The 26,676-nt window shown below is 37.1% G+C and carries 12 protein-coding genes; 6 read left to right on the top strand and 6 right to left on the bottom strand.

Annotated elements, in window-relative coordinates; genetic code table 11:
* Positions 1-3 precede the first annotated feature (3 nt).
* The 3 genes from OO013_RS02660 to OO013_RS02650 are packed head-to-tail and all read right to left on the bottom strand — an operon-like array spanning position 4 to position 6,701.
* Positions 4-2,124: a PKD domain-containing protein gene (locus OO013_RS02660; protein ID WP_266055063.1), complete on the bottom strand. Its 2,121-nt coding sequence runs from the start codon at positions 2,122-2,124 to the stop codon at positions 4-6.
* Positions 2,125-2,143: 19 nt separating this feature from the next.
* A complete protein-coding gene (locus OO013_RS02655; protein WP_266055062.1) occupies positions 2,144-3,577 on the bottom strand; it encodes a RagB/SusD family nutrient uptake outer membrane protein in 1,434 nt (477 codons plus the stop codon).
* Between the two features lie 40 nt (positions 3,578-3,617).
* Positions 3,618-6,701 carry a SusC/RagA family TonB-linked outer membrane protein gene (locus OO013_RS02650; protein WP_266055061.1) on the bottom strand — a complete coding sequence of 1,028 codons (3,084 nt, stop codon included), beginning with the start codon at positions 6,699-6,701 and terminating at the stop codon, positions 3,618-3,620.
* A 304-nt stretch (positions 6,702-7,005) separates the two neighbouring features.
* On the opposite strand from OO013_RS02650, the gene OO013_RS02645 reads away from it, so the two are divergent.
* The 4 genes from OO013_RS02645 to OO013_RS02630 all read left to right on the top strand — a co-directional run bounded on the left by OO013_RS02645 (position 7,006) and on the right by OO013_RS02630 (position 13,030).
* Positions 7,006-9,897, top strand: a complete 2,892-nt coding sequence (locus OO013_RS02645) for a ligand-binding sensor domain-containing protein (RefSeq protein ID WP_266055060.1) — start codon at positions 7,006-7,008, stop codon at positions 9,895-9,897.
* Positions 9,898-9,981: 84 nt separating this feature from the next.
* Complete coding sequence (locus OO013_RS02640) at positions 9,982-10,584, top strand: TonB family protein (protein WP_266055059.1); 603 nt, start codon at positions 9,982-9,984, stop codon at positions 10,582-10,584.
* Positions 10,585-10,763: 179 nt separating this feature from the next.
* A complete protein-coding gene (locus OO013_RS02635) occupies positions 10,764-11,402 on the top strand; it encodes a dioxygenase family protein (RefSeq protein ID WP_266055058.1) in 639 nt (212 codons plus the stop codon).
* A 140-nt stretch (positions 11,403-11,542) separates the two neighbouring features.
* A complete protein-coding gene (locus OO013_RS02630; protein WP_266055057.1) occupies positions 11,543-13,030 on the top strand; it encodes a flavin monoamine oxidase family protein in 1,488 nt (495 codons plus the stop codon).
* Positions 13,031-13,099: 69 nt separating this feature from the next.
* On the opposite strand, the gene OO013_RS02625 is transcribed toward OO013_RS02630, so the two are convergent.
* Entirely contained in the window at positions 13,100-15,289 is a 2,190-nt protein-coding gene (locus OO013_RS02625) for a prolyl oligopeptidase family serine peptidase (protein ID WP_266055056.1), read from the bottom strand.
* A gap of 279 nt (positions 15,290-15,568) precedes the next feature.
* On the opposite strand from OO013_RS02625, the gene OO013_RS02620 reads away from it, so the two are divergent.
* The gene (locus OO013_RS02620; RefSeq protein ID WP_266055055.1) at positions 15,569-17,209 is read left to right on the top strand and encodes a hypothetical protein; all 1,641 of its coding nucleotides are present in this window, start codon (positions 15,569-15,571) and stop codon (positions 17,207-17,209) included.
* Between the two features lie 156 nt (positions 17,210-17,365).
* Positions 17,366-18,028 (top strand): DUF4242 domain-containing protein, encoded by a 663-nt coding sequence (locus tag OO013_RS02615; RefSeq protein WP_266055053.1) that lies wholly within the window; start codon positions 17,366-17,368, stop codon positions 18,026-18,028.
* Positions 18,029-18,103: 75 nt separating this feature from the next.
* Here the strand turns inward: OO013_RS02615 and OO013_RS02610 are convergent, their stop codons facing one another.
* Together OO013_RS02610 and OO013_RS02605 are read right to left on the bottom strand one after the other, a co-directional pair.
* Positions 18,104-25,312, bottom strand: coding sequence for an NIDO-like domain-containing protein (locus OO013_RS02610; RefSeq protein WP_266055051.1), 7,209 nt, complete (start codon positions 25,310-25,312; stop codon positions 18,104-18,106).
* A gap of 506 nt (positions 25,313-25,818) precedes the next feature.
* Entirely contained in the window at positions 25,819-26,676 is an 858-nt protein-coding gene (locus OO013_RS02605) for a 3'(2'),5'-bisphosphate nucleotidase CysQ family protein (protein ID WP_266055050.1), read from the bottom strand.

The following is a 26,676-nucleotide window of genomic DNA, read 5'->3' as shown; positions in this document are numbered from 1 at the left end:
TAATTAGTTATTAGGTACGAGAACGAAAGACCAATAAGCACCGCCTGTTTCACCTTCTGAAACATCGATGGTAATGGTTAATTCCTCGCCAGATGCATTTTTGGTATAATCTAAAACTTCATACCTTACAGTTTGATCCATATTTGGAGGTGCTGAAGCATATTCTCCACCATTATAAGCTTTTGGAAGAGCGATAAAAGCTCCAGTTCCTCTAACTGTAATGTAAGCTGGCTCAGACTCTGTCGCAGGCTCCAAAGAGAAAGAGTGTATTCCAGAACCCCAGGCTTCTGCATCAGTACCGACTAAATTTGCAGCATCGGTGCATTCATCAGTTGCAAAGCCCATATATCCTTCACCGAAAATATCACCATTAGTTTGATATTCATATTGGCCACCTGATTTAAAGATATATTCATCATTGTATAAGCAAGGTCTTTGACCAGAAATATCAGTTCCCCATCCAGGGTACCATTCCATACTTCCTTTTGCTGGTCCTACTCCAAATGAATCGGCTGTTGGTTTTAATACCCATGATTTTGATCCACCACCTGTTAAAGCCTCAAGAGTCAATTCATTAGATTCTGCAACAGAATAACCAATATCATCAACATAGAAAGTTCCTCCATTATTATTATCGAAGTCCATGAATAGAGCAATTTTACCATATTTATTTGATTCAGCTCCACTGAAATCAAATGTTAGTTGTTGCCATGTATTTGCTTCTGTGATATCAGCAAAAACTTCGACAAATTGAGTATTATCTCCAACTACCTCTATTTTAAACAATGCTCTACCGGTAACAGGAGACCATACTTTCATAGCTAAGGTAGAATTGTTAGTGAAATCAATTGTTTCATCTAAAGTAATTTCAATTCCAGCCCAGCTGCCTTCAGTTCCTTTGATGTATTCCCCCACACGACTTGAAGTATTAACTCCAGAAGGATCAGGGTTATCGATTACATTAAATACAGTACCTCCAAATCCACCGAACAAGATATCTCCATCTTCGAAGGTAATTGGGAATGCTATTGGAATAGAAACAACCGATATATCAGTTGTAAAGGTAGCCTCTTCTCCATTTCCAGATGCAGTTAATGTAACTGTATAAGTTCCATCAGCAGCATAAGAATGAGTTGGATTTTCAGCAGTACTTGTGTTTCCATCACCAAAATCCCATTGGTAAGTAGTTGCATTTAAAGAATTATTAGTAAAAGTAACATCAAGACCCGATGTTGCATAAGAGAAATCAGCTGAAACCGGCTCATAATCAGCAGGGATTAATCTATGGTACCATCTTAAATCAGGGTTTGCAGCATCTTTAAACCGTAAGAATATTTCATTTTGCTCGATTGAAATAATCTGGTAAGTCGAAACACCAGTATTATATCCAATGAAACCACCATTATTAAAGGTTATGTTAGTATATCCTTCAGGACCTACAAAAATAGCATAATTAATGTTTTCAGGAGCTGTATAAGGCGCTGTAAAATCCCCTACATCAGGGTTTTCGTAAGCACCCGGGAAGTTAGATGCTTGTGCACCATTTAAATAAATATCACCATTGGTTTCCTGATCAAAAACATAGTTTTGCAGTACGAAGGTATATTCATCGTTATATAACCCACCACCTTGTTTTTCAAAAGCTCCTGCTTCGTACCAAATAGGATAGTACTCATTTGTTGGTCCCACTCCAAAATGTCCGGAGCGAGATGCATCGATTACCCAGGTTTTACCTTCAGGGCTTTCACATCCACCAGTTAATAAGGTAAGAATTTCATTATTACAAATTTCAGGGTCGGTAGTCTCCACTGTTAATGTCTGAGAAGTACTAGCTGATCCTCCTTTAAAATAAGAACTTAATGAAATTTCGTATTCGCCGGCGAAAGGAAAGTAAGCTTCAACTTCTCTTCCCTCTGCAGGGGCTCCATTACCTAAGTCCCATTTATTGATGAAACCGGAAGAATTTGTACTTAGAATGTACCTGTTTGTTCCGGTTGGACTTGGTTCAATAGTGAATTCTGCTTCAGAATCGCTCGGAGGATTACCAAGGCTGAATTCTTCCTCCTCACAGCTACCCAGGATAACCAGGGTAGCGATAAAGAATATATTTAATAATTTTTTCATGATCTAAAAATATTTGGGTTTAATAATTTGAGTTTTGTTCCCATCCTGCACCTGCTAAGTCGATTTCTGCTTGAGGAATAGGAAATAACTCATGTTTTCCAGCGACAAAACCTTCAATTTCGTTAGCTGCTTGTCCGGTTCTTACCAGATCAAAGAATCTTAAACCTTCACCAGCAAACTCCCATCTTCTTTCTTGCCAGATAGCATTTGTAAGATCGGCTCCTGAAGCAGTTATCTCAGGCATATCAGCTCTGTCACGAACAAGATTTAAATATTCACGGGCAGTAGCGTCATCAGGAGAAGCTTTTCTGTTAAGAGCCTCAGCGGCCATAAGCAGTACGTCAGCGTATCTGATCACTCGGTGATTTAACGGGCTTGTAAGGTCATCATCAGGAGCTCCTGTTTCACCTTGTCTTTTGATGTACTTATTATTGAAATAACCAGTATGCTGGTCTCCTGTGCCATATTCTACTCCCGGGTTAGCCTCTGCAAATGCTACTATATCCAAAACAGATGCATCACGACGGAGGTCAGCAGGATCAAATGAATTATAAAGGTCTGCAGTAGGAACATTATAACTATTTCCGCTTGCATATATTGGACCAGAATATTGTCTTATTCCATGAAATCCAGGGGCAGCAAATCCTTCCAGACAAACAAAGCAACCGTAACTACCACCTTCTACTCCAACGTACTCGATATCAAAAACAGTTTCCTGATTTTCTTCATTCTCTAATAACCACATTGTAGTTACATCAGGAAATAATGAGTACGGACCTTCGTCAATTACTTGTTGTAATACCGTGGCTGCTTCATCAAATTTATCCTGGTATAAATATACCCTACCAAGTAATGATAGTGCAGCACCTTTAGTAATTCTTCCTTTAACCGGGTTAGTCCAATCCAATACCTCTGCTGCTGCCAGAAGATCAGCCTCTATCTGTGCATATACTTGTGAAGCAGGAGTTCGCTGTATCGAAGAAACTTCATCATTACCTAATCTTTTATCTACGATGAGAGGTACATCACCAAAGAATTTAACTAGTTCAGAATAATAATAAGCTCTTAAAAAATGAGCTTGTGCCATTATCTGATCTTTACCTTCAAACTCAAGATTATCCTCATTTTCGAAGATATAGTTTACTCTTGCTATACCTGAATAGTTCCATCTGAAGATATTTCTTAACTCAGCATTAATACCACCATGTGACATAGCATCTATTTGATGAAGACCCTCAGTGTCAGATGGACTTTCGCCACCTGCTCGTGAGTTATCAGATGCTATTTCTCCTATCCAGATACTTAAATAAGATGTCTGAAGAAGGTCATAGGCACCAGTTAAGGCTCTATCGTAATCTCGTGGAGTGCGGAAAAAATTCTCAGCATCCAATTCACCTTCCGGCTCGATGTCTATGTAATCATCACAGCTAAAAGCAGCTGCAAATAATGTCATAAACAAAAATATTTTTAATTTATTTTTAATTTTCATGTTCTTAGAAATTAAGGTTTACACCAAACATATAAGTTCTAGGTTGAGGATAAAATCCTAGGTCAACACCAGCTCCCAAAGGACCAAAAGATCCGATATCAGGGTCAAACCCTCTGTATTCTGTTAGAGTAAATAAATTATTTGCTCCGACATAAAATCTTACATTTTCAAAACCAGTGTTGTCAGTTATTCTGTTAGGTAATGTATATCCTATTTGAATATTTTTTAATCTTAAATAAGATCCGTCCTCGACAAAATAGTCTGAGAAAACATTATTTCTATTAAGTTCAGTTGTTACTCTTGGTTCATTCGATGATCCTTCACCTGTCCATCTATCAATTCTGTATGCAAGTTGGTTAGCTAACGGTATTTGTCTTTCGTAATTTCTTACAATTTCATTTCCGATTGAAGCAAACAAAAATGCAGAAAGATCAAATCCATAAGCCTGAACACCTAAATTAAATCCCATAGTAACATCAGGAATTGCAGATCCAATGATGGTTTTGTCTGAATTTCCACCAAAATCGATAACACCGTCACCATTGATATCCTGATATTTCAAATCGCCAGGAGATGCGTCCAATTGAGTAGGTGAGTTATCAATTTCTTGCTGGTTCTGGAAAACACCATCAGTTTTATAACCATAGAAAAAACCAATTGGGTAACCTACTTCCATTCTTGTTGCATAATTAGCTCCCACGCTAAATGGAGCACCTTCCAGGTAGTCTAGTCCAGATGGCATTGCAGTTACTTCATTATTAACTGTCGTCAGGTTATATGCAATACTTAGATTTACATTATTGGAAATATTCTTTTTATAATTAATTGATAATTCCAAACCATCATTTCTTACAGTTCCTGCATTAATGAATGGTGGTGCACTTCCTGCTCCATAAGTTCCGATAAGCGCAGATACATCTGGTTGGAATAATAGGTCTTTCGTAGTCTTAATATAATAATCCACAGCGAAAGAAAGCGCTCCTTTTAAGAGGTCAAAGTCTAGTCCTACATCAAATTGAGAAGTTTCTTCCCATTTTAAATCAGGGTTACCAGCTGTCCCAATAGCTACGCCATTAGCAAGCTGGTTGTTGAATGGATAATCTCCTTCGCCACCAAGTAATGCTCTATAGGTGAAATTGTCTAATGATTTATCGTTACCTGACACACCATAACTAGCTCTCAATTTTAAGAAATCAAAGAAGCTTGAATTAAAGAAATCTTCATCTGAAATTACCCATGCACCAGAGAAGGTAGGGAAATATCCTATGCGATTATTAGCACCAAATTTTGAAGATCCATCTCTTCTAAGCATAGCAGAGAACAAATACTTGTTGTTATAATTGTATTCACCACGGATGAAATACGATAATAATCTGGCTTCAGTTTGATATCCGTCATTCGTGTTTAAGAAGTTTTTTTCATCAATTAATGACAGGTAAGCAAACTCCCATGAATTATAAGGAACATCATAACCAGTAGCAAAAATACCTTCGCTGCTTTGAGAAAAAACAGAAGTTCCCAAAGTACCTTTTACTGTATGAACATCATTGAATGTTTTCTCATAGTTGATAAAGGCATCCAGGTTGTAATCGATGAATTTTTGTTCCGATTGAGTTACACTGTTAAGCTGAGGAATTAAAACACCCGGAGCTATCTCCGTCATTTTTGGATTTAAATCTGCATCATCGGCAGTGTTTTGAGCTTTTTGAGGGCCATAATATACCAATGGGTTAAAATTTCTCGATTTTACATTTGCCCAGTTATATCCAAATCTACCCGTAGCACTGAAATTTTCATTGATCTCCCAGTTAAGAGCCAATTTACCTGTTAATTTATTAGTGCGTGCTTCATTAAAGGTATTTGCAATTTGAGCAAGTGGATTTATAATGTCAGTAATTCCATCTGCATAGGTGAAATCTCCATTTTCATCATAAACTTCAAAAATAGGACTGTTATTTATTGCATTATATAAAACTGAACCAATTACATTTTCAGGTAATGTTTTACGATATTCATTTGCATATAAAAGAACATTTTCAAATGTCAGATTATCAGTAAGATCTGTAGTGAAATTCACTCTTCCGTTATATCTGGTAAAAGAAGATTTATCACCTCCAACTATTCCTTCCTGGTCAAAATAAGATCCTCCTATCGAGTAAGAACTTTTGTTTGTTCCACCTCTTACAGTTAAATTATAATTCTGTATTGGAGCTGTTTGAAACACTTCATCCTGCCAGTCAGTACCTTCGCCAAGATTTGTATTATCAAAAATTGGCGTACCATTGTTTGAAACAACCATTTCGTTTTTTAAAACTGCATACTCACGCGCGTTTAAAACATCAATTTTATTTGAAGTTTCCTGAACACCGTAATAGCCATCAAATGATACCTGTGCAGCCTGGTTCTTCTTACCTTTCTTGGTAGTAATCATTATTACACCATTAGCTGCCTGCACTCCATAGATTCCTGCAGTGGCATCTTTTAACACGTCAATTGATTCGATATCAGAAGGGTTGATGGATGCTAAACCCTGAGCATCATAAATTACCCCGTCTACAACAATAAGCGGGTCGTTATTAAGGTAAGTAGAGAAACCTCTGATTCGAATATTCTGGCCTCCACCTGGAGATCCTGAATTTGCAGTGATATTTACACCTGCAAATTGTCCCTGAAGTGCGTTTTCAAGCCTTGGGACATTTAATTTTTCGATACTTTCTCCTTTAACTGAAGCTACAGCGCCAGTTAGTTCTTTTTTGGTAGATGTACCATAACCGACAACAACTACTTCATTTAAAGCAGTAATGTCTTCCATCATGGTGATGTCGATAGTGCTTCGGCTCTGAACCGGCACTTCCTGAGAGTTGAATCCGATATATGTGTAGGTCAAAACTGCATCAGAAGGTACAGTTAAACTGTATTTACCTTCAATGTCTGTTACAGTTCCGTTATTCGTTCCTTTTTCAAGGACGTTAACACCAGGGATCGGAAACCCGTCGCTGTCAGTTACAGTTCCGCTTACTGTCTGCTGTGCATACGATGATACAGCCAGCAGCATAAACAGCAACTGAATGAGTAGTGTTCTTTTCATAAGTTTATTAGGGTTAGAAAAATTATAAAACGTTATAGCAAATCGTTTTTTGCAATCGATTGAAATAACTCCTTATTATAGAGGAAACAAAAAAGAGAGATACAACATGACTACATCACAGCTTAATTATGAATTTCACAATTATTCATCATTTCAATCAAAAATGTTTGTTTATTACATTTAAAAGCCTTTTTTTTGAGCTTAAACTTTTTCTTTTTTATTTAGTTAAAATACATCAATGAATCTTATCAAAATTTGTTTTTAAGATGTGTGATGTGACCTGCTGATATTGATTACTATCAAAATGCGAAGCCTGTTTTTAATATTATTTTTAGTTTCTCTCAACGCATCAGCACAAAATGCGGAAGGATTGCCTTTTACCAAATACTTCTCTACTCAGGATTATGAAGGAGGGATACAAAACTGGTCGATCACCCAAAACAATGAGGGACTTATCTATGTAGCTAATAATTTTGGGCTGCTTGAGTATGATGCCAAATCCTGGAATCGCTATGTTGTTCCTGGAGGAACAAAAATGAGGGACGTTACCATTGGCCCTGGCGGGAAAATTTACGTTGCTATTCAGGGAAATTTTGGATATATAGTTCCTTCAAATCCAGAAGGGGAAAGATTTATTTCTCTTGCAGATAGCCTACCTGAAAAATATAGAAATTTTGATGAAGCATGGAGAATATTTCATGATGGAGAAAACTTATATTTTTGTACTTTCAGGCAAATTTTCACATTTAATGAGGAAGGACAATTAACAGATATAATAGAGCCGACCTACGCTCCCGAAAATTTTCATTTTGTTAATAACCGTTTGTTTGTTAATGAACTTGAATATGGATTGACTTATCTGGATAATGGAAAACTTAAGCTATTTGAAAAAGGAGAGTTCTTTAAGGGTAAGGCAGTCACTTCAATTATTCCTATTGCAAATAACCACCTGCTGATTTTCACTAGTAGCCACGGCGTCTATACCTGGGATGGAACAAAGTATAAAGTGTGGAATGAAGAAAATCATGAGATATTTTCTTCAGCCTCTGTGAATACTGCCATTCGGCTATCATCAGGAAATATGGCCATAGGGACGCAGAACAAAGGGTTATACATAACTGATTCAAATGGAAAAATATTATTTTATCTAAATAAGGGAAATGGATTAAATAACAGAACTGTACTTTCACTTTTTGAAGATATATACGGAAACCTTTGGGTGGGACATAACAATGGTATTTCGGTAATTGAATTAACTGTTCCTTTTACTCTTATCAGTGAGCAATCGAACCTCCCCGGAACAGGCTATGATGGAATGGTCGTGGATGATGTAATCTATCTGGGAACTAATAATGGTCTTTATTCGAAGAATATTACTGATCCCTCTATTCAAAATTATTCATTTGTTGAAAATTCAAGCGGACAGGTTTATTCCATAGAAGAAATTGATGACTTCCTGTTAATGGGCCATCACTTAGGAACATTTTTGATCAATAATAGAAAGGTGGAACAGATTTCGGAAGTTCTGGGAGCCTGGACTTTTGTCGAACTTCCAAATCACCCGGATTATATTATTTGTGGAACATACAAAGGATTACTTCTTTTTAAACGAGAAGGTGAGTCGTTGAAGTTTGTTCTTAAATTGAAAGGATTTGATGAGTCTTCTCGGGTAATGGAAGTTGATGATTCCGGCTATATCTGGATGACTCATGGTTATAAAGGAGTTTACAGATTACATATTCATGATGAGCTTGATTCTGTACAGGTTAAATTTTATGGAATAGAAAAAGGTTTACCTTCAAATTATCTGATAAATGTATGGAAAATCAATGGGCGATTGATCTTTTCAACTGAGACTACTATTTACTCATACAATGAAAAAACTGACAGATTCGCCCCGGATGAGTATTTCTCAAAATTTTTTGATGAGGAATCAAACATAAGTATCATGGAGCAAGATCCATTGGGTAACATCTATTATTTATCTTCAAATGAAATTGGAGTTCTGTTGAGACAGTCAAATGGAACTTTTGAAAAAAATACTAAAATTTTCAACAGGCTTAAAGGTCTGTTAAATGACGATCTGCAAAACTTGTCAATATTAAATTCCAACCAGGTACTTTACGGAGCAAAAGAAGGATTTATTTTATACACAAAACAGGGAGGAGACCCCTCTAATGCCTCTTTTAATGCTTTGATTAGAAAGGTTTATAATACCAGTACCATGAAGGACAGCGTAGTCTACGCGGGATATTTCTACGATGGGGACAATCTTCAGCCTGACTTACCTGATAAGCAGATACCTGAATATCATTATTCTCATAATTCAATCAAATTTGAATATAGTGCACCATTTTATCAGGGCTCAAAATATACCAGGTTTCAGTATAAATTAGAAAATTATGATGAAGATTGGAGCAGCTGGTCAGAAACGAATGTAAAAGAATACACTAATTTACGTGAAGGGTCATATACCTTTAAAGTAAGAGCAATTAATATTTATGATCAGATAAGTGAGGAAGACTCATTTAGTTTTGTGATTGTAGCTCCGTGGTATCGAACTACTTTTGCCTATATAAGTGGTACATTTTTCCTTTTATTTATAATAGCAAGCACATTTTATTTTATAGATAGAAGGCATAAAAAGGAAAAGCGTTTAATGGAATTGACCCAGGAAAGGGAAATAAGCCAAAAAGAATCCCAGCTTCGTTCTTCTGAAGAAATGCTGGAGAAACTTAAAAGTGAAAAATTAAAGGCAGAAGTAGAAAGCAAAAACCAGGAACTGGCTACTTCAACGATGCATCTTCTAAATAAAAATAGCTTTATAAACAGTATTAAGCATAATATTAGTTCCATCATTAAACGAAGTAAAAATCAGGAAGTAAAAAAAGAGCTTAATAAGATCATGGTCAATATTGAAAAGAATATTGCTTCGGATGATGATTGGGAACATTTCGCTATACATTTTGACCAGGTCCATGGTGATTTTACTAAACGGTTAAAAGAAAACTATCCCAAATTAACACCTCAGGAAATGAAGCTCAGTGCTTATTTAAGAATGAATCTTTCTACCAAGGAAATAGCTCATTTATTAAATATTTCAGTACGGGGTGTCGAGATTGCAAGGTACCGTTTGAGGAAAAAACTTACTCTGGAACGTTCAGAAAATCTACAGGAGTTTATTTTGAAATATTAAATGATAATTTCAATTAAGAAATTAAATTATTGTCATATAGGAGTAAATTATTTAACTTTTATTTAACCAAATAACTACACACTTATGACTAAAAATATAATGACCTTAATTCTGGTGGCATTTTTTGCTATCAGTTGCGGAAGCAGTGATTCGTCTGATGAAGAATCGGATGACATGATTAATGAAGATGTTCCAATGGAAACAATGCCGGATCCCCCGATGACTGAGGAGCCTCTTTCTGAACCACATACAGAAGAAGATGTTGATCCGATGGAAGGGGCGGATGCAGATGGATCCGTAGCAAATGTTGGAGATCCTCAAATGATGAAAAATGATGGTTCTGATTATTACACCAATGAAGATGGAATGATTATTCATAATGTGATGGATGTTAAACCTTCCTATATTGGAGGAGAGGAAGAAATGGATAAATGGATCGCAAAAAATATCAGCTATCCTTCTTCTGCGAGAAGAGATAATGTCGAAGGAACTATGGTCGTTTCTTTTATAATCGATAAAGATGGAAATATAGTTAATCCTGAAATAGAAAGTGGACCTGAAAATGAAGCATTGAGGGAAGAGGCTAAAAGAGTCATTAGTGAAATGCCGAAGTGGCAAGCCGGTATGAAAAATGGAGATCCGGTCAATGCCAAATATAAGCTTCCCATTACATTTAAGCTTCAATAATAAATAAATTATGAGATACCCGGTTTATGCCGGGTATTTTGCTTTATTGTTAAATGAAGATTTTTGATCTTAACTCATTTTAACATCCTGAAAATAAATGATTGCGTTATATAAATAAGAAATTCCATTTCAAATTATCCCCGGATTTAATGCTTCAATCTTTTAAAATAGCAATAAAAATGTATCGTATTCTAACTCTTGGGTTGTTAAGTATTTCAATTCTTTCTTGTTCAGGCCAGGAATCCAATGATAACTATGGTACAAGGACCCTCATTGGCAACTGCGAAGGATGCGAAGCTGTTTTTGAATTTAATGATCGAAAATTAAATGCAACAGATACCCTTCCTGATTTTGAAGATGATGGAACCAAAATCAAGATTTCCGGTACTATTTATGAACCAGATGGTGTAACACCGGCAAATGATGTGGTAATGTATTTGTACCACACCAACCAGGATGGAATTTATGAGCCAACACCTGATTCTGAAGGCTGGGAAAAAAGACATGGCTATATTCGGGGTTGGGTAAAAACTAATGAAGAAGGTTACTATGAATTTTATACTTTAAAACCAGGGCATTATCCAGATCGTAAAACCCCGGCTCATATTCATCCAATAATACTGGAACCAAACGGGAAGTATTATTGGGTAGGATCATACTTTTTTTCTGATGATCCTTATCTAACTGACGAAATAAAAAATAATGACAAGCCAAGATGTGGGTCTGATGGTATCTTGCAATTAACTGATGCTAACGGAGATGGAATTATGGAAGGAAAGAGAGACTTAGTTCTTGGTAAAAATATTTCCGGTTACTGAAAATAAATCATTTCTGAGAAAATTAGTGATACTTATCCTTTAGTGAAATTTGCACTATATAGTAATTATTTTGTATTTTAAAACTAAAGCCACACTGAATCTCATAAATGAGGAAATTTTAAACCAAAAAATATCTGTCAATGTCATTTTATCAGTCAAATAGCAATTCCAGGAGGAATTTTCTAATAAAACTGTCTTCCGGAATTACAGCATTTACCACATTTTCAATGGTCCCCTTTAATTTAGAAGCAGAATCATCCATAAAGGGAAGAACCACATCACCCAAGAAAATTATCGTTATAGGTGCCGGATTGTCCGGTTTAGCAGCTGCACGAGAATTACACAAAGCGGGTCATGATGTAACAGTATTAGAAGCCAGGTCTGTTTCCGGAGGTAGAGTTAAAACACTCAGACAACCTTTTGCAGATGGCTTAAACGCAGAAGCAGGTGGATATATGTTTTCAGAGGCTTACACCACTGCAAACAAACTAATTTCTGAATTGGGATTAAAAAAAGAACCTGTGCAATTTCCAGTAGGAGGAACTGCCTATTACCTTGCTGGTAAACGAATGGTATCCAGTGATAACCTTGAAGTGCTACCATTTGATATTAGATCAGATGAGGCTGAATTGGGTGCTATGGGACTGGTGAAAAAATATATTATTGACACACTACCTCCTGACATTAATGATCCAAGTAACTGGAGTAATCCGGAGGTTATCGCTCTTGATAAAATATCTGTAGAACAATATCTCAAGAAGCAAGGAGCTAGTAAAGGAGCTATCGATCTGTTAAAAACGACACAATATTATGCGACTGCTCCTGAAAAGACATCCATGCTTGCTGTAGCAAAATCAGATTTTGGTTTATTTATGCAAGGAGCTCCTTTCATAATAAATGGAGGTAATGATAATCTGCCAAGAAAAATGGCTGAAGAACTCAGTGATAAAATTCAATATGGTGTTGAGGTAAAAAAAATATCTTATAATAATGACGGAGTAACTGTTGATGGAATGAGACATGACAATTCGATGTCTTTTAAAGGTCATCATGTAATTTGTACATTGCCATGTAACGTCATGAAAAACGTGAGTTTCGAACCCGGTTTGTCAGAAGGAAAGAAAAACGCTATTCAAAATATGCCTTACCTGAAGGTAACCCGAGGATATGCACAAGTAGATGGCGCATATTGGAAAACTGAAGGAGTGGGTAGTATGGCCTTCACAGATAAATCAACTTTTGTTTATACCCATCCGACTTACAAATCATTTGAGGCCAAAGACAGATGCATTATGGAAGCCTATATGGATGGTGATGAATCTGTAAAATGGGGCAAAAAGGATAAAAAAGAAATATTAACACATGCCTTAAATACACTAAATGCAGTTCACCCCGGATTAAAAGATCATTATGAAGGAGGTGCAGTGAAAGACTGGACTTACGATCCATATTCATTGGGAGGCCCTTCATGGCCAGGACCCGGGGATGTATCTAAATATTTGGCAGATCTTCAAAAGCCGGAAGGCAGAATTCATTTTGCCGGAGAGCATACGACCATTTTAAGAAGTACAATGGAAGGAGCTCTAAGGTCTGGTATAAGGGCTGCAAAGGCAGTTGATGAAGCTTAAGATAATATTAACCAGCTAGTAAAAAAACCCGGCAAGTGCCGGGTTTTTAATTTTATCTGTTTTTCTGAATTATCGATCTCGCATATTAATCATATTTGCTGTGTATGCAGGATTGCCCGTTTGCCATAAACTGAAACTAAGAATGTCTGTCATTTCTCTGATTTCCTGACTTTTAGTATCCCCAACTCCATGGCCTCCTTCAAAATCCACAGTAAATAATATCGGATTATTTGATGAGTTATATGACTGTAATTTAGCTGCAAACTTTGCTGGTTGCCATACAGCTACTCTTGGGTCATTATACCCGGCAGTAACAAGTGTTGCAGGATATGCCCGTCCATCTTCTAAATGATGATAAGCATCCATTTCCAATAAAGCCTTATATTCTTCCAGGTTTTCCGTGGTGCCAAATTCAGGAGTGTTTACTGGTCCGTTAGGTGAGTTTTCCATTCTTACAGGATTCATACAGCCCACAACTGGAACTGCCGCTGCAAAAAGGTCAGGTCGCTCAGTCATAGCTCTTCCTATCAATATTCCTCCGACACTTCCTCCAAAAATGGCTGTTTTTTGTGGAGACGAATAGTTTTCTGAGTGCAAATACTCTGCGCAGGCGATGAAGTCTTTCCAGGTATTTGGCTTGGTAGACTTATAGCCTGCCCGGTGCCATTTTTCACCTAGCTCTCCACCTCCACGGACATGAGATATTGCAAATATTCCTCCTTCAGCAGTCCACATTAATGCTTTCGGATTAAAAAACGGGTTTATAGATGCTCCATAAGATCCATAACCAAGCATTAGTACCGGGTTTTCACCATTTCTTTCCAGGCCTTTCTTATAAATTAAAGAAAGTGGCACCATCGTACCATCATGAGAAGGTACCATAACCTCTTCTACTACTAAATTTGCAAATTCAGGATAATCCGGTCTATCGGTTAACTCTTCAACTTTAAAAGAGTTTTCATCAGGGTTGTATTTGAACCTTCGGTAATCAGATGTCCATCCGTTAAGTCTGACCCAGATATCATCGTATTTATGCCCTTTGGTCATGATATTCACATTTCCGGCAATAAAAGGAAGGTCAATATGCTTTGGTGTGCTATTTGCCTCAGTCAGGTGATATAATTTTGATTGTACTCCGTTTCTACGGGTAGTATAGAAAATTCCTTTTTTGGAAAGATCAAAATCTTTTAACACTTCATTTTTGTGTTCCGGGATAACTGTTTCAGCTAACTCTATTTGTGGTTTTTCCACAGGAATTCTCATTACTTTGTAATTAGGAGCCTCTTTTGAAGTCATGAAATAGAGGTATTCATCATCAGTTTCGAAATCCATTACTTCATTTTCTTTTTCAAACACCTTCTGCCAACTAATGTTATCCTCATTTAAATCTTCAGCATCAGCCATATACATCGTGATATATTTGTCTACCGTAACGGTTAAACCATATACTTTATCAGAGTACTTATCATAAAATACCAGGGGGAACTCTTCAGCTTTAATGCCCAGATCCGGATTGTTTTTTGTAGAAAGAATTTCTTTATCCTTGTTTGGATCAGTTCCAACTTCATGTAAAAAGCTTTTACTATTCAATTCCCTTTCCTGATCATTGAGATCTGCGGAATTAAGCCGGTTATACAGAAAATGCTTTGCATCAGGGAGCCAGGAGACTGTAGAAAACCATACCCTGTCAATAAGTTCAGGATGAATATTTTTGGATTCAACATCCATAATAAGAAGGTGCGCATTTTCAGATCCGTTTGGTGCAACCTCGAATGCTACTTTTTCTGCATTATCACTTGGGTAAACTCCTGTTATAACATAGTTCTTGTTTTCAGCAGATTGGTATGTTTGAGGATCAAATAGTAGCTGTTCGGAACCGGATATATTGTCTCGCAAGTACAATTTGCCGATCTCTTCATCTTTCGTTCTTTTTACATAAAAATATTTGTCATTTTCAGTGATGTTGACATAGGAAAGTCTGGCTTTTTGCCTGTTTTCAAGTTCCATTAATTTACTTTGTAATTCATTTCTGCCTGAAATAGAGTTTAATACATTTCTTGCATAGGTGTTTTGAGCTTTAAGCCATTCCACAAATTCAGGCTTATCAGATTTTTCCATATAATGATATGGGTCTTCCAGTTTATCACCGTGATATTTGTGTGTGTGGTTTTTGACCGGAGCCTCCGGTGGTTGTTGAGCAAATGCTAAATTTATAGTCATAACGACCATAAACATGGGTAGGATTTTCTTCGCATTCATGATTAGTAGTTTTGTTGGTGGTTAATAATTAGTATTATCGAAGATCGAGGGATTAGTGCGTAAGTATTGTTTAATTATTGCAATACTGTTATTTAAATTATAAAAAATATTCTATAAGTACAATTTAAATAGTCTGGTATTTTATGTTAAATTTTGGCGTTGGTTGTTTTAAATTCAATTTTTAGTTAATTGTACTTTAAGATTTAATTTTTAGATTTGTATTTATACCAAGAAGAGAATCAGGAATTTATCACTTAAACTCAATTATTTTTTAATATCATGAAATGGAAATTCTTATCTATCACATTCCTGATAGTATTTTATAATTCATTTGCACAGAACAAATCTGATTTTGCAGAAATTAAATGGGGGAATACTCAAAAAGTTAGAAAAGGGATAATGGTCAAAAATGTCGTTGGCAAAGATCAAAAAGACCTTTTTATTCTTAAATCTAATACACCCATTTATAACAGTTCTGATATTGTTTTAAGGGGTAGATACAGGTATCAGTTAGCCAGGTATGACCATGGGCTAAAACTTAAAAAGCAAGCTCAAATCGAGCCGAATGTCAATGGTGAAAGGGCAGATTATGAAGGTATAGTTCAATTAGATGACAAACTGATTTTATTGTCAAGTTTTGAAGATCCTGCAACCAGAAATTTAACTCTGGCTGCACAGCAAATAGATAAAAATACACTACTGACTGACAAGTCTTATAAGAAGTTGTCTGTGATTAAGCAAGAGGGGTTTAGTTGGAAAGAAGGTTTCTTTAATTATATCCTTTCAAAAGATAGCTCAAAATTGTTCGTGTATTATAAGCTTCCCAGGAAAAATAAGGAAAATGATGCTTTTGGAATGCACGTTTTTGATACCAATCTAAACGAGCTTTGGCATGAGGAAGTTACTCTACCTTACAATGAAAAGATGTTTTACGTCAAGGATTTACTGGTAGATAATGATGGGAATGCTCATGTGCTTGGCCGGCTTTATAAAGAAAAAGACCTTCTGGGGCAGGTGAAAACCAGGAGAAAAGGTGATGCGAATTATCATTACCGGATAATCAGTTTTTATCAGAGAGGCAAAGTAATGGATGATAATCAAATTGAGGTTGAAGATCACTTCCTGAATGACATGCAAATAAGAACTGATAAAGCTATGAATATCATTTGTTCTGGTTTTTACTCTAATGAGGGTTCAAGAAATATAAAAGGTGCATATTATCTGAGGATAAACTCAAAAACCAAGGAAACTGATATCAGTTCTTTTCAGGATTTTAGTACAGAATTGTTATCTGAGGGTGCTTCGGATAGGGAAAAGAGAAAACTTGAGCGGAAAGAAGAGAAGGGGAAAGATGAAGAATTAGAAAGCTTCGATATTGATAAAATGATACTGAAAGATGATGGAGGCGTAATTTTAGTAGCCGAAAAATATTATTCAAGTACCTATACAGTAAGCAATGGAAATGGAGGCTATTCAACCAGAACAACTTATCATTTTAACGATATACTGGTGGTAAGTTTAAATTCTGATGGAACCGTGGCCTGGTCAAAACTTATAGAAAAAAAACAAAGTGGATTAACCTATTCCTCGTATAGTGTTGCTGCAATTGAAGATCGTTTATACATTCTTTACAATGAGAATGAAAAGAATTTAAACAGGGATAAAGATGATACTTATGTCACTTTATATGGCTGGAAAAAATGGAATGCAACGCTTACAGAGATAGATTCTCAAGGTAATATGAAGGCTGAAGTTCTTTTTAACTGTAAAGAAGCAGGAACTATTAACATACCGACTCTTTCTGAACAAATTTCTCCAAATGAAATAATTATATATAATTACAGAAAGAAAAAAGGAACGGTTGCAAAGCTTACATTTAAACAAAAATCAAATAAAAATAAATCAAGCACGTCTCCTTAAGACCTTTTAAAAATTCAAATTTTTAAAGCACCGGAAATCTGATTCCGGTTTTTTTATTGGTCTATTGCAATTGAATTTGATTCTTTATTTTTGAAATGACTCTCATTATCAGTAACTTATGTAGTTGTTAAAGATTCTTAACCATACCACAAGCATATGAAAACCATACCATTATTTTGTTTGTGCCTGATGTTTTGGGCATGTAACAATCAGGAAAAAACATCTCAGGAAGACCAAGAAGTAGATAAAATGGAAGATACGACTGAAGTATCTATGGAAGATGCAGATACCCGGGCGATGTATATTGATGTACATGATCTTGGAGCAGGGAATGTAACAGCAGAAGCTGTAGCAGAAGCTCACGAGAAAGACCTGGCAATTCAGGATTCTCTGGATGTCAATTTTGTGAAATACTGGGTTGATGAAGAACAAGGGAAGATTTATTGTCTTTCTAAAGCCCATAAAGAATCAGATATTGTTGATATTCATAATTCAGCACATGGCCTGTCTCCTCAAAAGGTTCATAAGGTTTCTGAAGGAATTGCTGCAGATTATACAGGTGACAAGACCTTATATCTTGACGTTCATGAACTTGGTGAAGATGGAGTGACCGCTGAGGATGTGGCTGAGGCTCATGAAAAAGACCTCGCAGTTCAAAGTGATTATGATGTGAACTTCATTAATTACTGGGTAGATGAATCATCGGGAACAGTAATGTGTTTATCTGAAGCTCCAAATGCCGAAGCTGTTAGAAATGTACATAAAGAAGCTCATGGACTGGTTCCTGTTTCTGTGGCCGCTATTACTGAAGGTGAATAGTGAAAAAATATTTTTATGTAAAAGGCTGGCGAGAGGATCGCCAGCCTTTTTTTAATTTAAATTGAAAATCAATAATTACTGTTTTATTATTTTTTTCTGAGTGATAATCATTCCGGATTCAGAAATTAATCTCATAATGTAAATTCCCGGTCTGAGAGTTTCTACATTAAATTGATTTTCTCGAACGCCGGATACATTTCCAAGATTTGAGTTCAGAACACTTTCACCATTCAGATTATAGATTTCAGTATAATACCTTTCACCCATCCCTTTAAAATTAACCTTTATAAAGTTATCAGCCGGAACCGGATATACTTTGATATCTACATCTTGCTCGTTGGTAACAAGGTTTTCAGTTTCATTAACCGAGACCATAAGTTCTTTTTGAGCTTCTGCAGAAAGCTTGTTGATCACTATGATACCATCGAGGTCATAGCCATCTGCATTACCACCTCTGAAGTCAGCAGGATCTGAAATGTCAGTAATTCGGAGGTAACTTGCTTTTTCAAGTCCACCATCGGCAAGATCAATTGATCCGTCCCGACAAATTTCTTCTGAGACCACAAACCAATCAATACCATTTTCCGAAGCTTCAATTTTAGCTTTTTCCGGATAGGATAGGCAGGATGAACTACCATCCCTGAAGGAAGTTTCAACAATGAGGAGATCATCTCCTTCGCGATCCAATACCTCGCATCCTAAGGCTATCTCAATCGAACCACCAAAACCTAATGAAACGAAGTTGAAATTATCATTTTCTTGTGGTTCGCCAAGTGCTTGTTCAGGATTGGATCTGGACTCTGGTAGTGCTCTGCCATTTTTCCTGTTTCCGGGATTATATGAAAGAACAGATTCACCATAGCATTCGGAAGAATTATTATTAATGACTTCAAAATTTATTGAAAGAGGGATTCCTTGGAAACCATTACCATTTCTTTTGGTAAAAGGTGTGGCAGTTACCGTGTTGATCCCTAAAGGCAATTCAACTGGATAAAACTTGTTACCACCACTAAAGTCTCCATTTAAACTATACGGTGCGAAGTTCTCAGTTTGGAAGCCTTGCTCTTCATTGAAATCAAAGACTACACTACCTATGTTTTTGCCATCAACCTCAGCAACGATACTAAATTTATTTTTACGATAGTTGTCGAGATTGATTACATCACCATCAGATAATGGGCCGATTTCTTCCTGTATATCAGCGTTAATTAAAGTAAACGCGATTACTTCAGGAATCGGTAAGACGGTTAATGCAACTGGTATTGATGCTTGTGGTGTAATCGGGTCATTGCTTCGCACAACGATATCTCCAAAATAGGTAGAATCCGCTTCCAGCTCATCAGAATAGAAAGTTACTGCCACATCATCAGCTTCTCCTGGCTGAACGGTTCCACCAACTGGCGGTGTAAAGGATATTGCAAGCTCATTGGTCAGGTATTCTGTATTAAAGATAACCTGAAGCCCTGACATGCCCATTGGTCCTTCTATACCAACAGTACTACTCGTGCTAATGGTGGATTCAACATTTTTGTATTGAAACTTGAAAGAACCATCAGGAAATAATATAACCTGAAAACTTACCGGTGCAGGTTCAGGGAGAAATGGCGGAAAGCCAAATCCTGGTACTTCCTCATACTGAACTATAAAGTACTCTGATGTACCATAATAAAATACTCCTGTTCCGTTTTGTGGCTCCAGATCATCCCAAAGTGGTGCAATGAAATAATTCGGATTTGATTCGTCAGGTATTTGTTGGTTAGTGAAATTATTACCAACAATTGGGGCAAAGGTCAGGAATCCATTAGCTCCGATTGTGACCTCACTTTGATCATTTCCAAAGAAATTAAAGTTGAATGGAAGTGGAACTGTAATGTCTCCATCTCCACCTACATCGGCAAGAGTCCCCATAGATGAAATATCTATGTATTCATATGAAGGTCCGCCGCTATTATTATCTACCCAGGTATATCCAAACGTTCCAGGTCCGCCACTGGCATTTAAGAAGGCCGGGCCAACTCGATTGTCTTCCGATTCTTTACTTAGAATTTTTTCGTATTCCAGCTTTTCATATCCTTCTGTTGTAAGATTATTTCCTGCTTTACCGAATGCCGGTGTGGAAAGAAAATACGTTAAAGGATAATTACCATTGTTTGAAACACTTACAGTGGAGGTTACTGAGTCCGTTTTATAAACAGATACAGCTATGGAGTCAGGATCCAGTCCAATTACTGGCGGGTCAACTCCAATACCGGATACATACACTGTAGAAGTTGGGTTACCAAATGCATCATTACTTTGAATTATGATCTCATCTTCTATTAATTCAAACGAAGATGGAATGAATGTAACATTGACAATTCTTGATTCATCAGGAGCCAGTGATATCGGACCTGATTCATCACTTATGAAGTCATTATTTGCATTGGATATAGAAGAAATGTCCAACGTTTTACTTCCTGTATTTGTAATAAGGAAAGAAGCGTCACTGCTTAGACCAACAAACAGGGAATCAAAATTCAGGCTGTCTGGTTGCAACGATATTTCCGGGAATCCTATTACGGTTAGTTCAAATAATGCCGTATTGTTTTCTTCTGAAGGAGCATTGCTGGAAAGGAAAAGTTCGTCGTAATATACCCCGTCATTTAGTTCAGTGGCATCAAGAGTAACATCTATTTGCCTGGATCCACCAGCTGGAACAACACCACTCAATGGTGATACATTTGATATAAATGGTGTCAGAATGAGATCAGGTTTTACAAACCTCAATGCTAAACCATCTTTTACATAATTTGTATTAAATGCCACTTGGGCTCCATCGGATCCATCAGCATTTTCGATTCCTACTGTCGCTGTATTAAGGAATGAAGCTGAAGAAACATCATCATAGAATACATCAATGTTTCCATCATTATATAAGACAATCTGAAATGTTACATATTCTTCTGCCTCTCCAAGAAATTCAGTTGCCTGGGTCCATTGTACGATAAAGTGATCTCCGAAGTCCTGGAAATGAACAGCACCATCAAACTCTTGTGGTTCAAGGTCACTCCAGAATCCGGCAATTACATTATTCACATTATCGTCAACTGGTATTTGCGTATTTAACCAGGTTGGGCTTGCAGGTTCGCTAAATGCTAAAAAGCCATTGGCATTAATGAATACAGAGTTTTGTTCCTCTCCATAATATTCGAAAGGAAAAGACAAGGCTACCTCAGTTGATCCATCACCTCCTAAAGCAGCTGTTACTTCTGTTCCTGACGTAGTGATATCTGTAAAATTATAGATGGGTCCGCCATCTTCATCACTGTCTATCCATGAATAGCCGAATCCATTATCAACTCCTATACTTTTTTCTACCGGACTACCAACTCGGGTATCAAGGGTGGTTTTTTCGGCAGTTTGAGGATTGAAATTTTCAAAAGCCAGAAGTTCAGCATTTGAAAGATCTAATGTCGGATCATTTAAAGCCGCTTTTATAGCAAGATCAGGGAATGAAAATATTAAAGGTGAGTTGCCTTCATTTTTAAGCGAAACAGATGTTTCTACTGTAGTACCGGCATCAGTAGTTTCTGTAATTGTTTCCGGATCGAACAATGCGATTGGTGGATCAACTCCAACGCCATTGACTACCAAATCAAATGAAGTGTTATTAGCAGCATCACTTTCTATGGTAATCAACCCGTTAATACTTCCCAGTGAAGAAGGTGCAAACGTTACTGAAACCTCAATCGATTCTCCAGCTGGTAGTTGGGCTTCAGATATATCAACAGTAAAATCAGGATTATCTGATGAAATGCCTGAAATGTTTATCAGAGCCAAACCAGTATTTGATATGGTGAATGTTCGAGTTCTTTCAGCACCTTTAAATACATCATTGAAAAGAATATACTCTTCTGAAAATTCAATATTTGAAACCTGGCCACTAACGGAAAACTGAGTATTTACCACGACCGATGAATTAATCGGATCATTACTGGTGACATTTAGTGGAGTGTTATAAGTTCCATTTGCCAATGATGAACCATCAAAAGTTGCTGTAACTATCAGTGAGTCTCCGGGAGCAATATTACCTGTACTTGGCTCAACTGCAATATATCCTTCTGAAGTACTTCCACTAAGGGCTCGAACAAAGAATACAAACCCGGAAGGATTATAAGTTTCACCTCCGTCTCCACTAAAGAAATACGTGTCTGGACGCTGCGTAGCATTGTCATCTACTCCCTGTGGAAATTCAATGCCTTCAGGGTATTTGTGAACTACCCAGAACGTATCTCCTGCTTCAAAATCTATCGACTCTTCCAGCGTTTCCACGATGACAATTCCTTCTTCACTTCCTTGTTCTACGGTTTGGGAAAGAAGTAATTCGCCTTCAGTTGGATCATTACCGCCTGCATAAATTTCAAGAATGATTACAGGATCTGAAACTGATTCTGTTCTAAATCCATTCCTAATGGCAGTCAGAGTAAAATTACTTTCTACATCAAATTTCATTGCTGTCGTGTAGGGTGATGTTTGTAATCCTGAGAAATTATCCGGAAACCCTATTCCTGAATCATAATAAATTGAATCGGTAAATGAACTGTTTAAGGGCTGACCTGAGGACGACTTAATTGTACGCATCGTCCCTTTAGTAAAGACAGAATTCTCTGAATATTCCTTTATATTCCCTAGACCGTAATTAGCAAGGTCTATTGCAGCCTTTCGGGCATTTGAGGAAGGAGGATTGAATGAAGTGTTTCCTGTATTAATATTAAACTGTAGTGATGATTCCCCTGAATTAGTAATAGTAAAAGACTCTACTGCAGTTGGTGGATCGTCGGTTGTTACATCTACAGCTGCACTTAGGTTATCTGGAAAAACACTGATTTGTGGAGGTGCAACAACGGTTAATTCAACAGGAACCGAAATAGGTGAATTAGTAGAGTCATTGCTCCATACATTAATGGTAGCATTATAAGTTCCAGAGGAAAGAACTCTTGCATCGAATTTAACAGTCAGTGTTTCGGACTCACCGAACGGAACGACACCTGAACTTGGAACAACACTTAAGAAGAATGCATCCGGATCTCCATCGGTGACCTCAAGGTTATCAACATCAAAAGTTGAGCCTGTTGTCTCCATTGCTGACAAAAAGATAACCTGCTCAATAATTGATGCAAATCCCTGTCCGCTGAAAATCAATTCACCATCTATAAATACAGAGAAGGAGGAGTCATCCTTGTCGACAACTAGTTTTAAGTTGAAATATCCTTCAGGAACCATTGCATCAAGACGAGTGAAATTCGATTCAGTCAGGGCATCAATTGTTCCGTCAGGATTAAAGCGGATCCTTGTAACTACAGATCCTTCCGTAGGCGATTGAGGAATAAACTCCCAGGTTACCCCAGACCCTTGAATGTTTATATCAGCGGAAGCTGTCATAAAGGGTTCTGCTAACGGAGTGATGGTAGGGGATATAGCCAGAATATTACCAGTTCTGGTTCCTCCCAGTCCATCTGAAACACCTCTGAAATGCAGGGAACTGTCTTTCGGGTTTTCGTTGGAAATGGTCCAGTTACCAGCGTATTGGCTTAGCCAGCCATTCTGACCATTAATATCTCCTGTGGAAAAAGATTCGAATCCTGTGGCATACAAGGAAGTAACTACTTTGCTCTGGGTAGTATGTTCACCAATAATTGCAGAAGATAAATTATCTGTGTCTGGTCGGTTTACTTTGAATTTTTGTAAACCATTAGTTCTGATAGTTGCATCTGTTTGCTCAACCAGCTGATTAAATGAAGTCAAGGAATCATTTTCTATTTCAATTTTATAGATAAGATCATCATCACCTGAATTACTTATTGTCAAATCACGGGTGGCCTGCTGGAATTGCTCCAATTCCACTGAAAACGAATTGGGGTTAACAGATATCTCCGGCGCTTCGGATCCATCAATCACCCGCACATTGACCGGGACAGAAATTGTACTATTAAAATCTGCTACCTCTATTAGTAACGTATCCGAGTATGTTCCTTTAGCAATTCCCGTTGCATTGATATCAAAAGTGATCGAATCAGTTTCACCTGAGGCGATTGTTATTGATTGCTGTGATAGGTTAGATATTAATACCGATCCGGGAAAAGGTGTAATATCAACAGTAATAAGTGAATCGGAAATATTAGATAATTCGAGCTGTTTAGTTATAATATTATTTGTAAATAGTTCTTCATCGAATGTAGCAGGACTCACAACAACGGGAGGGGCATTGTCATCATTTATTACCCAGCCCATATCTTTAAATAGACCCCTGGTGATATCTCCTATATCAAAATTTGATTCGGCGGATCCTACTTGCGGAGTCATTAATGAATTTGGATTTCCTGCCGGAAAAGCAGCTTCATCCCAATGAGCAATACTCGATCCTCCCTGAAAGTTTGATGGGGCATATAATTCGGGTCTTTCTCCGCCTAATGCTGCTCTGGCGAAGGTGCCGTCCATAAATATATCACCACCGGTGAAGGCATCGCCTAATTCTTCAGAAGGATCGGGGAAATTTATCAATAAATTACCGTCTCCATCGACAATAAATATTCCGAATACTGATGGTCTTCCACCGGAACGTAAGGTTCCAACACCCGCATTATAACCGCGAACAGTAGTAAAACCAAGACCGTGACCGGCTTCGTGCAAGGCAACTGTGACAAAATCAAATAGTCCGGCAGGGGTATTTCCATCTAAGCCGAAATACCATGGTATGCCATTTCCCAGGTTAACTATGAGGTCATATTCCTCATCTGGAAAGAGTACTTCACCCGCAAGTGAGTTTGCTAACGCTGCCGGGTATAGAACGTCTTCTTCTGGCGCTCCGGGGAAGTTAAATACATTATAAGCTGGTCCGGCGGAAGCAAGGACACCTGGTCCTAGATCAGCAAAATCAACATATATTTTAATGGGCACAGAAGATACAATTTGTGTGGCCCAGATATCCAGCGCATATTGAAATGCAGCCTTTGCTTCCGGATTTGCCTCCGCTCCGGGACCAAACGTGATTTGGAATTCGGCAGTAGCATTTTGTTTTAATATGCGCTGGTTTAAAAGGTTTTTAGAATCGGGAATGTTGACCCTGGTGAACATATCCTCGAATTTGGCCGGGCAAATGACAGGTTCTGCCGGCGCTTTTTGTGCTTGTGAAAAGATGGTTAATGGAAGTGCAAACAACAAAAGAAACAGGTATACCCATTTGCTTGAGCTAAATGTCTTCCAATACCAAAAGCATAAATTGATTGGTTTTGTAAAGATATTCATAGGTAAAGATTAGTGTTGAATTGGAAAATAGTTTTGAATTAAGCGCAGGAGACTATGGTGGCTGGGGATCGAAAACCAATTCGATGATTTTTACAATAGAATATAATTTCACACCAGGCAATAGATTTCTATTGCAGATTTTTTCAATCAGCATAGGGATTTAGTTTTACAGATGTAATTTTTCAGGTAATGTGTATCACCTTGTCATCACAAAGATCTGTTCTTTAATGAATGAATAGTTTTGGTTTATTTTTATTGATCTTTAGAAAGATCATTTTATTTAAGTTCGTGAAATTTTAATTATTTGCAAATAGAATTGTAATATTTAATGTAAAAATATTTGATACTTAATTTTTACATAATATCCTTTAAGTAATAATTTCAAATAAAATCAAATCATTTAAATATCATAAAACTGAATAAAAGTAGTTCTTAACGTTCTGTTTTAGGACCGACATAGTAACGATTCACACGTTTCATAATTAGATTTTAATGCAGACTAATTATTACTTTGATTCTTGGGTGTAATTTAAAATTGTTAAAGCCACCTCATGATTTGAACTATAAATTATTCCACTTTCATGCATGAAAGTAGTTTTTTCATTATTAAGGTTTAAAGGTTGGCCTTCTTCATTTATGCAAGTAAGTCCTGCTTCAGTGTAGATACAGCACGTAGCGGCAAAGTCCCAGATGCTACCTCCGCCCTCAGATTTTTTTGATAATTTAAAATAACATCCCGGAGCATTTTCAATGGATTTAATAGCATTCATTACTGCTCCATAACCCAATTTTGGTCCGGTAATGTTAAATCCCTGCTTTTTTAAATGATCAAGAATCTTTTCATACCGCTCATCTTTAGCAGAACTTCGATCGAGATAGATATTTAAATCATCACTTTCATTTATTTGAATCTTATGGCCATCTTTATAGGCTCCTAATCCTTTTGAAGCATAATAAAGTACTGAGTTGACCGGATCGTAAACTACACCAATACATGGAACACCACTTCTGGAGATTAAGGCAATCGAAACTGCATAACCTTCCTGGTTTTCGACAAAAGACAAGGTTCCGTCAATGGGATCGATACACCAGAAAAAAGCTTTCTTTAACCTGCTTTGATCATCAGTCGTTTCTTCGGTTAGGAGACCCAGGTCATATTCAGACATTGAATCTTTTAAGTGCTCGACTATTAACGATTCTACTTCTTTATCGACCTGCGTGACTACTTGCGATGCCAGGGTCTCCTGCTCATCTTTCATTTCTACATTAAGATCTTCCCGGGGAAAAGATTTAATATAATTACCGGCTTTCTTTGCTGCTTCTATGGCAGTATCGGTTAGTATTTTCAGCTTATCCTCGTTCAT

Source organism: Mangrovivirga halotolerans (assembly GCF_026241165.1).
Taxonomy (GTDB): Bacteria; Bacteroidota; Bacteroidia; order Cytophagales; family Cyclobacteriaceae; genus Mangrovivirga; species Mangrovivirga halotolerans.
Note: the sequence above shows the minus strand (reverse complement) of the source record. Positions and strands in the feature narration are given on the sequence as shown.

Coding starts and splice junctions, on each gene's coding strand:
- OO013_RS02635 (WP_266055058.1), top strand. CDS start 10,764: ATGTATCGTATTCTAACTCTTGGGTTGTTAAGTATTTCAATTCTTTCT.
- OO013_RS02660 (WP_266055063.1), bottom strand. CDS start 2,124: ATGAAAAAATTATTAAATATATTCTTTATCGCTACCCTGGTTATCCTG.
- OO013_RS02650 (WP_266055061.1), bottom strand. CDS start 6,701: ATGAAAAGAACACTACTCATTCAGTTGCTGTTTATGCTGCTGGCTGTA.
- OO013_RS02645 (WP_266055060.1), top strand. CDS start 7,006: ATGCGAAGCCTGTTTTTAATATTATTTTTAGTTTCTCTCAACGCATCA.
- OO013_RS02615 (WP_266055053.1), top strand. CDS start 17,366: ATGAAAACCATACCATTATTTTGTTTGTGCCTGATGTTTTGGGCATGT.
- OO013_RS02625 (WP_266055056.1), bottom strand. CDS start 15,289: ATGAATGCGAAGAAAATCCTACCCATGTTTATGGTCGTTATGACTATA.
- OO013_RS02605 (WP_266055050.1), bottom strand. CDS start 26,676: ATGAACGAGGATAAGCTGAAAATACTAACCGATACTGCCATAGAAGCA.
- OO013_RS02640 (WP_266055059.1), top strand. CDS start 9,982: ATGACTAAAAATATAATGACCTTAATTCTGGTGGCATTTTTTGCTATC.
- OO013_RS02655 (WP_266055062.1), bottom strand. CDS start 3,577: ATGACATTATTTGCAGCTGCTTTTAGCTGTGATGATTACATAGACATC.
- OO013_RS02630 (WP_266055057.1), top strand. CDS start 11,543: ATGTCATTTTATCAGTCAAATAGCAATTCCAGGAGGAATTTTCTAATA.
- OO013_RS02620 (WP_266055055.1), top strand. CDS start 15,569: ATGAAATGGAAATTCTTATCTATCACATTCCTGATAGTATTTTATAAT.
- OO013_RS02610 (WP_266055051.1), bottom strand. CDS start 25,312: ATGAATATCTTTACAAAACCAATCAATTTATGCTTTTGGTATTGGAAG.